This is a genomic window from Pantoea sp. OXWO6B1 (genome assembly GCF_001641135.1).
In the GTDB taxonomy this organism is placed as follows: Bacteria; Pseudomonadota; Gammaproteobacteria; order Enterobacterales; family Enterobacteriaceae; genus Pantoea; species Pantoea allii.
Map to the genome: position 1 here is coordinate 2,004,932 of NZ_LWLR01000001.1, position 13,202 is coordinate 2,018,133.

At 55.9% G+C, this 13,202-nt stretch carries 10 protein-coding genes; 8 read left to right on the forward strand and 2 right to left on the reverse strand.

Annotation, left to right across the window (positions count from 1 at the left end):
• Positions 1 to 57: 57 nt before the first annotated feature.
• Positions 58 to 1,761: a D-lactate dehydrogenase gene (gene dld, locus A6A26_RS11605; RefSeq protein WP_063878856.1), complete on the reverse strand. Its 1,704-nt coding sequence runs from the start codon at positions 1,759 to 1,761 to the stop codon at positions 58 to 60.
• A gap of 151 nt (positions 1,762 to 1,912) precedes the next feature.
• On the opposite strand from dld, the gene bglX reads away from it, so the two are divergent.
• The 8 genes from bglX (at position 1,913) to A6A26_RS11645 (ending at position 12,206) form a co-directional block, all read left to right on the forward strand.
• Entirely contained in the window at positions 1,913 to 4,210 is a 2,298-nt protein-coding gene (gene bglX / locus A6A26_RS11610) for a beta-glucosidase BglX (protein WP_063878857.1), read from the forward strand.
• Between the two features lie 197 nt (positions 4,211 to 4,407).
• On the forward strand, positions 4,408 to 5,514 hold the full coding sequence (locus A6A26_RS11615) for a suppressor of fused domain protein (protein ID WP_063878858.1): 1,107 nt from the start codon (positions 4,408 to 4,410) through the stop codon (positions 5,512 to 5,514).
• 181 nt (positions 5,515 to 5,695) lie between these two features.
• On the forward strand, positions 5,696 to 7,591 hold the full coding sequence (locus tag A6A26_RS11620; RefSeq protein WP_063878859.1) for a methyl-accepting chemotaxis protein: 1,896 nt from the start codon (positions 5,696 to 5,698) through the stop codon (positions 7,589 to 7,591).
• 148 nt (positions 7,592 to 7,739) lie between these two features.
• Complete coding sequence (gene idi, locus A6A26_RS11625) at positions 7,740 to 8,273, forward strand: isopentenyl-diphosphate Delta-isomerase (protein ID WP_063878860.1); 534 nt, start codon at positions 7,740 to 7,742, stop codon at positions 8,271 to 8,273.
• Between the two features lie 192 nt (positions 8,274 to 8,465).
• Positions 8,466 to 9,368: a glycine betaine ABC transporter substrate-binding protein OsmF gene (locus A6A26_RS11630; RefSeq protein WP_241567315.1), complete on the forward strand. Its 903-nt coding sequence runs from the start codon at positions 8,466 to 8,468 to the stop codon at positions 9,366 to 9,368.
• Between the two features lie 3 nt (positions 9,369 to 9,371).
• Positions 9,372 to 10,553: an ABC transporter permease gene (locus A6A26_RS11635; RefSeq protein ID WP_063878862.1), complete on the forward strand. Its 1,182-nt coding sequence runs from the start codon at positions 9,372 to 9,374 to the stop codon at positions 10,551 to 10,553.
• Positions 10,540 to 11,475: an ABC transporter ATP-binding protein gene (locus tag A6A26_RS11640; protein WP_063878863.1), complete on the forward strand. Its 936-nt coding sequence runs from the start codon at positions 10,540 to 10,542 to the stop codon at positions 11,473 to 11,475. The genes A6A26_RS11635 and A6A26_RS11640 overlap by 14 nt, the downstream gene beginning before the upstream one ends.
• Entirely contained in the window at positions 11,475 to 12,206 is a 732-nt protein-coding gene (locus A6A26_RS11645) for an ABC transporter permease (protein ID WP_063878864.1), read from the forward strand. The genes A6A26_RS11640 and A6A26_RS11645 overlap by 1 nt, the downstream gene beginning before the upstream one ends.
• 172 nt (positions 12,207 to 12,378) lie before the next feature.
• Here the strand turns inward: A6A26_RS11645 and A6A26_RS11650 are convergent, their stop codons facing one another.
• A complete protein-coding gene (locus tag A6A26_RS11650; RefSeq protein ID WP_063881135.1) occupies positions 12,379 to 13,113 on the reverse strand; it encodes a MerR family transcriptional regulator in 735 nt (244 codons plus the stop codon).
• Positions 13,114 to 13,202: the final 89 nt, after the last annotated feature.

The window sequence follows — 13,202 nt, forward strand, 5'->3', positions numbered from 1 at the left end:
GGCGGCCGTTTTTGCCAGCCGCCCGTATTTCTCTGTGTCGATATGCTTTTTGCGCAATCAGGGCTGCTTTACCGCCCAGCCTTTCAGTTTACTGGTTTTACCAATTCCCGGATTAAAGCTGTTTGTCGGATCGAGCTTGCGATAAAACGAGGCCAGCTGCGGCTGGGCTTCATAAAGATGCCCGACGTTATGCTCTGCCGGATATTCCGCGCCGCGAGTATGCAAAATGGCCAACATCTTTTCTTTTAACGCATGCACGTCAACGCCTTTTTTCACAATGTAATCCTGATGGAAGACATGACAGAAGAAGTGCCCGTAATAGAGGCGATGGCTTAATGACTGGGTAATCTCATCAGGCAGGTTTTCAAACCACGCTTTATCGTTACGACGCAGAGCAATATCCAGCGCCAGAATATCTTCCACCTCATCAGCATGAACCGCGTGATAACGCACCGCCGCGCCTGCTGCGGCAAACCGATGCAGGAAGGCGTGCGCCCCTTCTTTGCCCTCACATTCGAAAAACTCGCCACCGCCCTCGCGAAAAAACTCACGCAGGTAGTCGCGTGCTTCCGCAATGCCGTCGCCCGACATTTTCAGCATCAAATGATGTTGGTATTTATCACGGTACTGTTTCATGCGCCTGGGAAGATGGACAGGAAAGAGACGGCTGAGGCGTTGCAGCAGTCGATCGCTTAAATGGGGTTTGATAAACGATACTTTACTTAACCAGCCATCAACCCGGCCTTTGAGCGTGAAAAACAGCGGCATCTTGTCGGTGCCGAGCTTATCAATCATCAGGAAGGTGTCTTTGCCATACACTTCGGCGATGTCGTAAATATCCCGATGCATATATTCAGCGGCGACGGGCAGGTTTTTAAAATTCGCCAGCATATGACAGCGCAGATCGCCCAGTACGCTGGCATCATTGGTGCCGATATAAAACACCTGCTGCTGAGGTTCGCGCGCAAAAGTATCCAGGCGCACCGCAAACACCGCCAGCTTACCTGCGCAGCCGGACGCTTCAAACAGGCGGCGGGCATCGGCGTTAAAGCGGGCGGGCGTATCGGCATGGACGTCGCGCACGCGTTCGGCATAGTCGTGGTCGGACGCATGGCGGCCGTCATGCAAAACGTCGTTCGGTTGCCAGCGGTCATCGTCCAGCCGTCCCAGAATTTCTTCCGGCGAGGTACCCAGATCGATACCGAGATGGTTGACTAACTTCAGCCGTCCCTGGGCATCAATTTGGGCAAACAACGCCATCTCACTGTACGCCGGGCCGCGCTTGATCAGCGAACCGCCGGAGTTGTTGCAGATGCCGCCCAGCACCGACGCGCCAATGCAGGATGATCCAATCACGGAATGCGGTTCACGGCCCAGCGGCGCAAGTATTTTTTCCAGCTGATACAACGTACTGCCGGGAAAAGCCAGCACCTGTTTGCCCTTATCGATCAGCTGTAGCTTATCCAGCCTCAGAGTACTGATAATCACCAGCGGGCGGTCGTAGTCGTTCCCCTGCGGCGTCGATCCTTCAGTCAGGCCGGTATTGGCTGCCTGCATCAGAATAATGGCATCCGCATTAACCAGCGTTTGCAGTACGCGCCACAGTTCCAGCAGCGTCGCAGGAAAGACCACGGCCAGAGCATCTCCGTCACCAGAACGGAAGCCTTTGCGATAGCGGGCGGTGTGAGCAGCCTCGGTAAGTAGGTTACCAGAGCCGACCAGGCGGCGGAGATCGGCGATCAGGGCAGAAGGTGTCATCATGGGCAATTCCCTTGTCTTATGCATGCGTCATTACTGTAGCACGTGAGTTGCATTGGGCGCAGTGTGATAGCGGCAGGCTACATGCTATGCTCTGAAGATGGCATCCTGCATTTAGTCGATATTGCGCAGTTACTTAAGAGAACCCAACCTGATGAAATGGATTTGCTCTGTTAGCCTCGCTGTTTCCCTTGCTATGCAACCTGCATTTGCCGGGGAGCCCACCGCTCACCATCCCATGACTGAACAGGCGCGTGATGCCTACGTGAACAACCTGCTGAAAAAAATGACCCTGGACGAGAAAATCGGCCAGCTACGGTTAATCAGCGTGGGGCCGGATACGCCAAAAGAAGCCGTGCGTGAGATGATCCATAAAGGTCAGGTTGGCGCCATTTTTAATACCGTAACGCGTCAGGATATTCGCGCGATGCAGGATCAGGTCATGCAGCTGAGTCGCCTGAAAATTCCCTTGTTTTTTGCTTATGACGTGGTACACGGGCAGCGAACGATTTTCCCTATCCCGCTGGCACTGGCATCAAGCTGGGATCTCGACGCCGTGCACGATGTGGGCCGTATCTCCGCCTATGAAGCGGCGGACGATGGGTTAAACATGACCTGGGCACCGATGGTTGACGTCAGCCGGGAACCACGCTGGGGCCGGGTTTCAGAAGGCTTCGGTGAGGATACTTATTTAACCTCTGCCATGGGACGCACCATGGTGCAGGCGATGCAGGGCAAAAGCCCCGCGGACCGCTACAACATTATGACCAGCGTGAAACACTTTGCGCTCTACGGCGCGGTGGAAGGCGGACGGGATTACAACACCGTGGATATGAGCCCGCAGCGCATGTTCCAGGATTACCTGCCGCCGTATAAAGCCTCGCTGGATGCCGGCAGCGGCGGCGTGATGGTCGCGCTGAATTCAATTAATGGCGTGCCCGCCACGGCCGACAGCTGGCTGCTAAAAGATCTGCTGCGTCATGAATGGAAATTCAAAGGGATCACCATCAGCGACCACGGTGCAATCAAAGAGTTGATCAAGCATGGTGTGGCCAGCGATCCGCAGGACGCGGTACGTATCGCCATTAAATCTGGCGTCGATATGAGTATGAGCGATGAATACTACAGCCAGTATTTGCCCGACTTAGTGAAGCGTGGCGTCGTCAGCAAAGCCGAAATCGATGATGCGGCACGGCACGTATTAAACGTGAAATACGATATGGGATTATTTAACGATCCCTACAGTCACCTTGGACCGAAAGAGAGCGATCCGCAGGACACTAACGCGGAAAGCCGTTTACACCGTGCTGAAGCCCGTGACGTGGCGCGCAAAAGTATGGTGCTGCTGAAAAACCGCCTTGATACCTTACCGCTGAAGAAATCTGGCACCATTGCCTTAATCGGACCGCTTGCCGACAGCCAGCGTGACGTGATGGGAAGCTGGTCGGCGGCGGGCGTCGCCAAACAGTCAGTTTCGCTGCTGCAGGGCATGCAAAACGCGACGGAAGGCAAAGCCACGTTGCTGTATGCCAAAGGTGCCAATGTGTCAGATAACAAAGGCATTCAGGACTTCCTCAACATGTATGAACCGGCCGTAGCCGTCGATCCGCGTTCGCCGCAGGCCATGATTGATGAGGCCGTCGAAAAGGCGAAGCAGGCCGATGTGATCGTGGCGGCGGTAGGGGAAGCGCAGGGCATGGCGCACGAGGCGTCCAGCCGCAGTAATCTGATGATCCCACCTTCGCAACAGAAGCTGTTAGCCGCATTGAAAGCCACAGGCAAGCCGCTGGTGATTGTGCTGATGAATGGTCGCCCATTGACGCTGGTTGATGAAGACAGAATGGCCGATGCCATGCTGGAAACCTGGTTCAGCGGCACGGAAGGGGGCAATGCTATCGCGGATGTGCTGTTTGGCGATTACAACCCATCGGGTAAACTGCCGATGTCCTTCCCCCGTTCAGTGGGACAGATTCCGATCTATTACAACCATTTACCAACCGGTCGTCCTTACAATTTTGCCAAGCCGAACAAGTACACATCACACTATTATGATGCGGAAAACGGCCCGCTTTATCCGTTTGGTTATGGTCTGAGCTACACCATGTTCACCGTATCGCCGGTCACGCTGTCATCAGAAACGATGGCGCACAACGGCAGCATTGATGCCAGCGTCACCGTAACTAACAGCGGAAAAGTGGATGGTGCAACCGTAGTTCAGCTTTACCTGAACGATCCGGTTGCCAGCATCAGCCGTCCGGTAAAAGAGTTGCACGGCTTTAAACGCATTATGCTGAAAGCGGGTGAATCCCAGCAGGTCACCTTCAAGATTGACGTTGATGCGCTCAAGTTCTGGAATCAGCAGATGAAGCAGGTTGCCGAGCCGGGCAAATTCAACGTGATGATTGGTCTGGACTCTGTCCGTACGCAAAACACCCAGTTTACCTACCAGTAATCCTCAGCACGGCCAGCCTCCCTGGCCTTGCAGGTGTAAGAACCGTTTCCCCTTCGGGGAGCGGTTCTTACACCTCTGCTTCTCATCCTGCCTGAACACATCCACTTTGAGAGTTTTACCCTTGCCTGTCATAGCGACAGACGTGATCCTGCTCTAACCTCGGGGAAAATGGATTCCTCAAGTATTGTCGAGGCGCTATGACGTATCAACCACTGATTGCTGAAGTCCACAATCAGCAGCGCACCCTGACGGCCATTGTCGAACAGGATGCGCGTACTGCTTATTTCTATATCTGGCCCACCGATCTGTTTCGTAGCCAGTTTGCGGTGCGTGGCTGCTGGTTACGTAACCTGCTACCTGCCCCTGTCGAGGAAGATCATCAGGCCATGGAGCAGGGCATTGCCCCTCTGCTGAGTGCGGAATACTGCCGTAATCTGGACGCTGAACCGCCACTGGATGCGGCGGGCCTGCAAATACTCTGGGAACCGGGCGATGCGGGTGCGGCACTGTGGTACTACGGGCAACTGCTGGCGGTGATCCCAGGCTGGAGCCTGTATCAGGATAAACAGGTCAGCTTTTCAGCGGGCTGTATCAAAAAGAACCGCCTTACCGCACCGCTCGGGTCTGCCTCCACCAATCATTACTATGCGCTTGCCGAACAGCAGCGCCAGTTCTGGCGTGAATGGCACGACGGAAGTGAATGGGACAAGGTGCAACAGGATTTACTGGGCTGCTATCAGGCGCAGTTTGGTGAGTCGGTAAAATACTATGCTATCGATCAGGGTAACTGGCCGCCCATGGCCCTGTCTCAGCACTATCACCAGGGAATCTGGTATTTCCTGACGCTGGGTATGAGCATTCGTCCCATGCCGCAGGTCGATTTTCTGTTTGATGAGCTGGCACCACAGTATCGCCGCGCAGAGCTGGCGATGGCGGTCGATGGCGAGGTGATGACAGAAAGCAATGCGGTACAGATGGCCAGTGCACTGGCGGAATTTGTGCATCTGCCCTGGGCGCGACTGACCTGGCTGGGTGAGGGACATACGCTGGCGTCCGAGGTGGCACCGGTGGGGTTTGAAAGTTACCTGTTAGCGAACGAACTGGCCCCGGAAAGTGCCCAGTTTTCGTTGCCGCGGCGCGAGGGTGACCGGCCAACGCTGCTGTGGGCCACGCCAGTCACCGAAGCGGAACGCCAGTTTGCCCAGAGCGAAGCCCAGGGCGGGCAGCACCTGCGTGAGCGGCTCTCCGCCAGCGGGAATACGCATATATTCCGCCCGCGCGAGCAGGTCGTGAAGACAGAATAATCACCGCAGACAGGGCGGTGATACCGCCTGGGTTAAAAAAAAGTTACTGACCTGGCGTAATTAAATTTCTTTATTGTTAAATGACTTGTTAAATTTGTGATCTGGTCTACTCAAGTTCCCCTTTGCCGTGCCGTTAACCCCGATCAGGCAATAGCGCCACGAAAGGTCCAGGGGAACAATGATGTTAAAGACCACGCAATCCCGCTTCACAGCAACACTCATCGGCTTCTTTGTTGCGCTAGTGTTGATCACTGTTTGGGTGATCAACCAGTTTGTCGCACCGCAACTGGTCGACAATGAAAGCCGCCTGATTCGCTATCAGGTGGATTCCCTGGCAACGGGCATTGTTGAGCAAATGAACCGTGTGCAGGCACAGCAACGTGCCATCACCGAGGCCGCGTCGGTGATCGACAGCGCCGCCATCGACACCTTATTACCAGCATTGGTCAACCAGTATCAGGACAGTAACGTCTTCGGCGGCGGGATCTGGCCTTTACCCAATCGTCGGGAGGCGGGTAAAGAGAAAGACAGCAGCTTTTTTGCACGCGATACCAGCAACAAGCTGCAGGTTAATACCTACTGGAACTCTGATGCAGCCGACAAATACTGGGAGCAGCCCTGGTATAAAGACGGTATGGCGGCACCAAAAGGGCAGTGCGCCTGGGCAAAAGCCTATCAGGACGCCGCCAGCCCACAGCCGCGTACCAACTGCGCCATGGCAATCTACCGCGACGGCTCCGTCTGGGGCGTTTCAACCATCGACGTTACGCTGGGTTTCTTCAACCAACTGGCTAAAAAAATGGGCGAGGCGATTCATGGAGACGTACTGATCGTTGAGGCCGACGGCAAAGTCGTGGGAAATGCGGCGCTGGTTAACGGCACGCCAAAACTCGAAAACCTGAGCGACCTGCAAAACCCCATGGCTGCACCGCTCAAAGCGCTGCTTGCCAGTGCAGGCACGCAGTCAACCGAATCCACTTACAGCGGCAATGACGGCGAGCAAACGCTGTTTCTGCAGGCCATTCCGGGCAGCCCGTGGTATCTGGCCAGTAGCGTATCGTCCAGCCTGCTGAAAGCCCAGTCTCACAATATGCTGATGCGCCTGGGTCTGGTGCAGATCCCACTGGCCATTATTCTGTTGCTGGTGCTGTTGGGTTTTATGCGCGCAATGATGAAGCGTTTGAGCATGCTCAACCAAAATATCGAAGCCTTGTCGACCGGCGGTGCCGATTTAACCCAGCGTCTGCCAGCCAGTAACAGCCCGGAGTTTAATGCGGTAGCGCAGAGCTTTAACCACTTTATCAGTTACCTACAGGGGTTAATGCAGCAGGTGGGCAGCAGTGCGCTGGCCATATCCGCAGCGTCGCGTGAAATTGCCAGCGGCAACACTAACCTTTCGTCACGAACGGAAGATCAGGCCAGTTCGATTGTTGAAACGGCGGCCTCAATGGAGCAGCTGACCGGCACCGTCCGCCAGAACGCCGACAATGCTACCCATGCTAACCAGCTGGCCGGTGAGGCTTCGAAGGTTGCGGCGCGCGGAACGGAGGTTGTCCGTCAGGTGGTAACGACCATGGGCGAGATTCACCACTCTTCGCGTAAGGTGGTCGATATCATCAGCGTCATCGACAGCATCGCCTTCCAGACCAATATCCTGGCCCTGAACGCCGCTGTTGAAGCGGCACGTGCTGGCGAACAAGGCCGGGGTTTTGCCGTGGTCGCATCGGAAGTGCGCAACCTGGCGCAGCGCTCAGCCAACTCAGCCCGCGAAATTAAAAAACTGATTGAAGAGTCAGTCGCTAATATCGATGCAGGCAGTCAACTGGTTGAACAGGCAGGCCAGACCATGGACGAACTGGTGCAGGGCGTAAGCAGCGTGACGACGCTGATGAGCGAGATCATGGCCGCCAGCCGTGAGCAGAGCATGGGCATCGAGCAGGTTAACGTCGCGATCACACAGCTTGACGGGACGACTCAGCAGAACGCCGTGTTAGTGGAAGAGGTGTCTTCTGCCGCTCAGGCGATGGAAGCGCAGAGTCTTCAACTGGAACAGGTCGTACAGAGTTTCAAACTGTAATCGACAGTCAGGCCAGCCTCGGCTGGCCTGACGTTTTCTGCCGTCAGGGCCGTCCTCTGACAGATTTGTGCATAAACAGCACAATTTTATCCCCTCAACCCCTCCGATCTTGTGCCAGAATAATGAGGAATAAACTCAAGGAATCCTCATGTCTGCTATTGAAGTTATCCTCGTCGACCATCTTGATCGTCCCACCGGCAAAATGGAAAAGCTGGAAGTGCATGAAAAAGGATTACTGCATCGCGCGGTAACGGTGTACGTTTTCAACGCCCGGCAAGAGCTACTGCTTCAGCGTCGCGCCAGTGATAAATATCACTGCGGCGGATTGTGGAGTAATACCTGCTGTGGACATCCTTATCCTCATGAATCCACCAAAGATGCGGCCGAACGTCGCCTGCGTGAAGAAATGGGGATGACGCTGTCGCTTTCCCCCATCTTTGAGCTGAGCTATAACCTGCCGCTCAGTAACGGGCTGACAGAGCATGAGTACGGTCATGTGTTTTTCGCGGTCAGCGACGAGCTGCCACAGCTTAATCCGCAAGAGGCGGACGCATTTGATTATCGCTCGATGCAGGACATTACACAGCAAATGCAGCAGCAGCCGCAGCAGTTTACGCCCTGGTTCCTCCATACGTTTCCCCGTATTCCTGCCTATCTCGACCGTTTCAACTTCCCGGCCTAACCTGCGCACCCTGACCAGTGCGGTCAGGGTTTAGCGGTATCTGATTTCAGGACAAAACAGGTCGCGCAATGCGATTGCCAGGCTACGCTTTTATTGCAGCAAATAAAAACGGTGGGCGCGCCTGTTACGGTATTCACACGGCCAACCGCAACTCCAGGTGAATGATTTAATAAGGAAAGTAACATGGCAAACATGCGCGGTTTGGTCGGCATCAGCGTTTTACTGCTTAGTCTGGGGATGGCGCACGCTGCCGATCCGGTACGGGTGGGCTCCAAGATTGATACGGAAGGTTCCCTGCTGGGCAATGTCATTCTGCTGGTGCTGGAGAAGCACGGCGTCAAAACTGTCAATAAAATCCAGCTCGGTGCCACTCAGGTGGTGCGGGGGGCAATTACCGCAGGAGAGCTGGATATCTATCCGGAATACACCGGCAACGGCGCCTTCTTTTTTAACGACGAAAAAGACAGTGCCTGGAAAAATGCCCGGGAAGGCTATGAAAAAGTCAAAAAACTGGATGCCGAGAAAAACCATCTGGTGTGGTTGACGCCCGCACCGGCTAACAACACCTGGACCATCGCGGTGCGCAATGATGTAGCCGAGAAAAACCAGCTTAACTCCCTGGACGATCTCAGCGCCTATTTAAAAAAAGGCGGCACCTTTAAGCTGGCGGCTTCAGCGGAATTTATCGAACGCGGCGATGCACTGCCCGCATTCGAAAAAGCCTATGGCTTTACGCTTAAGCAGGATCAGTTGCTGTCGCTGGCGGGAGGCGATACCGCCGTCACTATTGGCGCCGCCGCGCAGCAAACCTCCGGCGTCAACGCCGCCATGGCTTACGGTACCGATGGCCCGGTTGCCGCGCTGGGTCTGAAAACCCTGAGCGATCCTAAAGGCGTTCAGCCCATTTATGCTCCCACACCGGTCGTGCGTGAAGCGGTCCTCAAGGCTTACCCCCAAATGGACGCGTGGCTAAAGCCCGTTTTCAGCGCGCTGGATGAAAAAACATTGCAGCAGTTGAACGCCAAAATCGCAGTCGAGGGCCAGGATGCCAACAGCGTGGCGAAAGCGTGGTTAGTTCAGAACAAGCTGCTGTAGCCGATGTTGCTATCGCGGGAGGCGCTAAACCGGTCAAGGCGACAGCCGGTGGCCCTGGTGCTGGTTCTGTTACTGAGCCTGATGCTGAGCTGCCTGCCGTTTGTCAGTTTTGCCGCCAATCGTCTGGTGGCAGGGCAGCCGCTGATGTTCTGGCAAACGGCGCATGGCATGGTGATTCTGCCCCTGCTGGCTTTGCTGTGGTTGCTGGTGTGGGCCAGACCAACGCGTGTCCGTTTTGCGCTGCAGTTAATGAGCGCAGCCCTGCTGCTGGCCGCGATGATCTGGCTCAGCGGCGATCAGGCCAGGATACTGGCCGAACAGGGCAGCCGGTTAGCGCGCACCCGTTTTGCAAGCGGCATGTGGTGCGCCAGTGCCGTCACGTTGTTGCTGATCACGGACACCGCACGGGCGTTAACCCGTCATAAAGTGTGGCAGCTGTTACTGAATCTCCTGGTATGGCTTCTTCCCCTCTGGCTGCTGTTCAGCGGCCAGCTGGCCCATCTTTCCTTACTGAAAGAGTATGCCAATCGCCAGGCGGTGTTTGATGCGGCCTTACTGCGTCATCTGACGCTATTAGCCGCGACCGTGCTGCCTGCTTTGCTGATCGCCTTCCCGCTGGGGAGTGCACTTTACCGCTATCCTGGCTGGCAAAGCAGCGTATTCGGCGTGCTGAATGTGGTTCAGACGGTGCCCTCCGTGGCGCTGTTTGGTTTATTAATCGCCCCGCTGGCGGGGCTGGCAAAACGCTTTCCATGGACAGGCACGTGGGGAATCAGCGGCATTGGCATGGCGCCCGCGCTGATTGCGCTGGTGCTGTATGCGCTGTTGCCGCTGGTACGCAGCGTAGTCACCGGACTGCAACAGGTGCCGCCGGAGGTGCGCGAAAGTGCGCGCGGCATGGGGCTGACTGGCAGACAACAGTTTTTCGCGGTGGATGTGCCGCTGGCCCTGCCGGTATGGCTGGCAGGTGTGCGAGTGGTGGTGGTGCAGACGCTGGGCATGGCGGTGGTGGCAGCCCTTATCGGTGCCGGCGGATTCGGCGCGATTATCTTCCAGGGGCTGCTGAGCAACGCGCTGGATTTAGTGCTGCTGGGCGTGATACCGGTTATCGCGATGGCGGTGACGCTGGATGCGTTATTTCGACTGTTGATTTCCCTGCTGGAGAGAAAAGATGATTCAGTTTGATAACGTCACCACGTTTTTTGCCGGTAAAGCCGCGGTGAAAAACCTGTCGCTGACCGTCGAACAGGGCACCTTTAGCGTGCTGCTGGGCACCTCAGGCTCCGGTAAGTCGACCACACTGAAAATGATTAACCGCCTGGTGGAGTATGACCAGGGAGACATCCGTTTTGCGGGCCAGTCGATTCGCCAACTGGATGCGCAGGCATTGCGCCGTCGTATGGGCTATGCCATTCAGTCGATTGGTCTGTTTCCACACTGGACGATTGAAAAGAATATAGCCACCGTGCCCGCTTTGCTGGGCTGGTCAAAAGCGCGGCGGCGTGAACGCATTGCCGAGCTGATCGCACTACTGAATTTAGATCCTGCCTTACTCAGCCGCTATCCGCATCAGCTTTCAGGTGGACAGCAGCAGCGCGTTGGTGTCGCGCGGGCGCTGGCGGCCGATCCGGAGGTGCTACTGATGGATGAGCCTTTTGGCGCACTGGACCCGGTGACGCGCAGTGCCCTGCAACAGGAGATGCTGCGCATTCACCATCTCTCAGGGTGCACTATCGTGCTGGTCACGCACGATATCGATGAGGCCCTGATCCTGGCCGATAACATCGTACTGATGCACGATGGTGAGATTGTACAGCAGGGCAAACCGATAGAACTGCTGACCCAGCCAGGCAATGACTTTGTGCGTGATTTTCTGGGGCGCAGTGAAATGGGGCTGCGGCGGCTGGCGCTTGGGCAAGTGGGAAGTGCGGTGCGCCGTGGGGAATGGCTGGAGGCCGAGCCGGTCACCGCTGAACTGACGCTACGTGAGGCGCTATCGCAATTTATCAGCCGCGGCACGGATAAACTGCCGGTGGTGGATGCGCATCAGCAACCCCTGGGCGTTCTCTACTTTAGCGACCTGCTTCATCATTCAGAGGGCCAGTGATGCGACGGTTAGCCGATCCTCTGCTGTGGCTGGTGCTGCTCTATCTGGGGCTGCTGGCGGCAATGCCTTACAGCGGTCCGCTGTTCGCCGCCTGGTTTCCCGATCTTGCCCGTCCGCTCTATCAGCAGGATAGCTTCTGGCAGCTCACCCTGGCGCACCTGTTTCTTGTGGTGACCGCCAGCCTGATGGCCATTATGCTCGGCGTGGGAAGTGGCGTAATGGTGACTCGCCATGCGGGGCGGGCTTTCCGGCCGCTGCTGGAAACCCTTGCCGCTGCCGGACAGACGATCCCGCCGGTCGCGGTCCTGGCGATTGCCGTGCCCGTCATGGGGTTTGGCGCATGGCCTGCTATTGTGGCATTACTGCTTTATGGGTTACTGCCGATTTTGCACGGAACCTTAGCGGGGCTTGATGGTGTCCCAGCCAGCAGCCGTGAGATCGCAGTCGGTGTGGGCATGAGCAGTTGGCAGCGCTTGTGGCAGGTGGAACTTGCGCTGGCGGCGCCGGTGATTATTGCGGGGATACGCAACGCCGTCATTATCAACATTGGCACGGCCGCGATTGCCTCCACGGTCGGGGCAAAAAGCCTGGGCTCGCCCATCATCATCGGTTTAAGTGGTTTTAATACGGCCTACGTGATTCAGGGAGCGTTGCTGGTGGCGCTGCTGGCCATCGTTAGCGATCGGCTTTTTGAGCGGCTCCAGCGCCGTTTTAGCGTGAATGAACGATAAGTGAATAGCCAACCAGCATAAGTCCACTGGTGCCGCCGATAGCCATAATGGCGAACAGCGTGGCAAAAAAGGTTTTTTTCCAGTTCATAAATAACCTGAGGGTGATGACGTCGAGGCGGGGATGATAGCGCGCGCAAGGCAGCCGTCATAGTGCCGAGCGTGCGTTTTTGTCTCAGTGTACGTCGTGCAAACGCACAGAGAATCCCTGTTCCTGCCAGTGTGCCAACTGTTCCTGCTGGCGGCGCGTCAGTCTTTTACCCGTAAAAACAAACATATTCAGCCCCGGGAACAGCTCCGGACGGGGAACGTCGAGGGGTTCTGCGAGCACATCAATGCGCCAGCCATGCTGGGATAAACGCCAGCCTTCCAGCCAGATGCGCGTACGATCTTCAATGCCCCAGCCAATAATCAGCGCTTCCTGACCGGCTTTTTTACGATTGCAAGCCAGACAAAACGCCACATAGTCGATCAAAATGCCGTCCAGCAGGCTGCACATGGTGCGTGCGGTATTTTGATCAAGACTGAGCTTCTGCCTTATAGGCATAAAAACATGATCGATTAGGGCATCGACCGCATATTCGCGACCAATTAAGGCGATTTTATTGCGTAGCTTAGCCGGCCTTACATGGCGCAGTATGCTGATGAGTTCGTCCTGCATGGCCGTCCAGCCATCATGGGCGTCAACATCTCCACCTTCCAGTAGCGCTTTGACTTTGCCCACTGGAACTCCACTTTCAATCCAGCGCATAATTTCCTGAATACGCTGAACATCTTCTTCATCGAACTGTCGATGACCGCCTTCGGTGCGTTGTGGCTTCAAGAGCCCATAACGTCGTTGCCAGGCGCGTAAGGTAACCGGGTTTATGCCACAGCGCTCGGCGACATCGCCGATACTGTATACGGTCATATTTACCTCTTTCACTGACCTGAGTGAGACCACCATAACGAAGCCTGTTAAGTTGTACAACCAATTTTTAGGTGTACAACTTGACGGCT

What these genes read in the sequence shown, in the direction of transcription:
- idi (WP_063878860.1), top strand. Translation starts at nt 7,740, where the DNA reads ATGTCTGCTATTGAAGTTATCCTCGTCGACCATCTTGATCGTCCCACC.
- A6A26_RS11650 (WP_063881135.1), bottom strand. Translation starts at nt 13,113, where the DNA reads ATGACCGTATACAGTATCGGCGATGTCGCCGAGCGCTGTGGCATAAAC.
- A6A26_RS11630 (WP_241567315.1), top strand. Translation starts at nt 8,466, where the DNA reads ATGCGCGGTTTGGTCGGCATCAGCGTTTTACTGCTTAGTCTGGGGATG.
- A6A26_RS11645 (WP_063878864.1), top strand. Translation starts at nt 11,475, where the DNA reads ATGCGACGGTTAGCCGATCCTCTGCTGTGGCTGGTGCTGCTCTATCTG.
- dld (WP_063878856.1), bottom strand. Translation starts at nt 1,761, where the DNA reads ATGATGACACCTTCTGCCCTGATCGCCGATCTCCGCCGCCTGGTCGGC.
- A6A26_RS11640 (WP_063878863.1), top strand. Translation starts at nt 10,540, where the DNA reads ATGATTCAGTTTGATAACGTCACCACGTTTTTTGCCGGTAAAGCCGCG.
- A6A26_RS11620 (WP_063878859.1), top strand. Translation starts at nt 5,696, where the DNA reads ATGTTAAAGACCACGCAATCCCGCTTCACAGCAACACTCATCGGCTTC.
- A6A26_RS11635 (WP_063878862.1), top strand. Translation starts at nt 9,372, where the DNA reads ATGTTGCTATCGCGGGAGGCGCTAAACCGGTCAAGGCGACAGCCGGTG.
- A6A26_RS11615 (WP_063878858.1), top strand. Translation starts at nt 4,408, where the DNA reads ATGACGTATCAACCACTGATTGCTGAAGTCCACAATCAGCAGCGCACC.
- bglX (WP_063878857.1), top strand. Translation starts at nt 1,913, where the DNA reads ATGAAATGGATTTGCTCTGTTAGCCTCGCTGTTTCCCTTGCTATGCAA.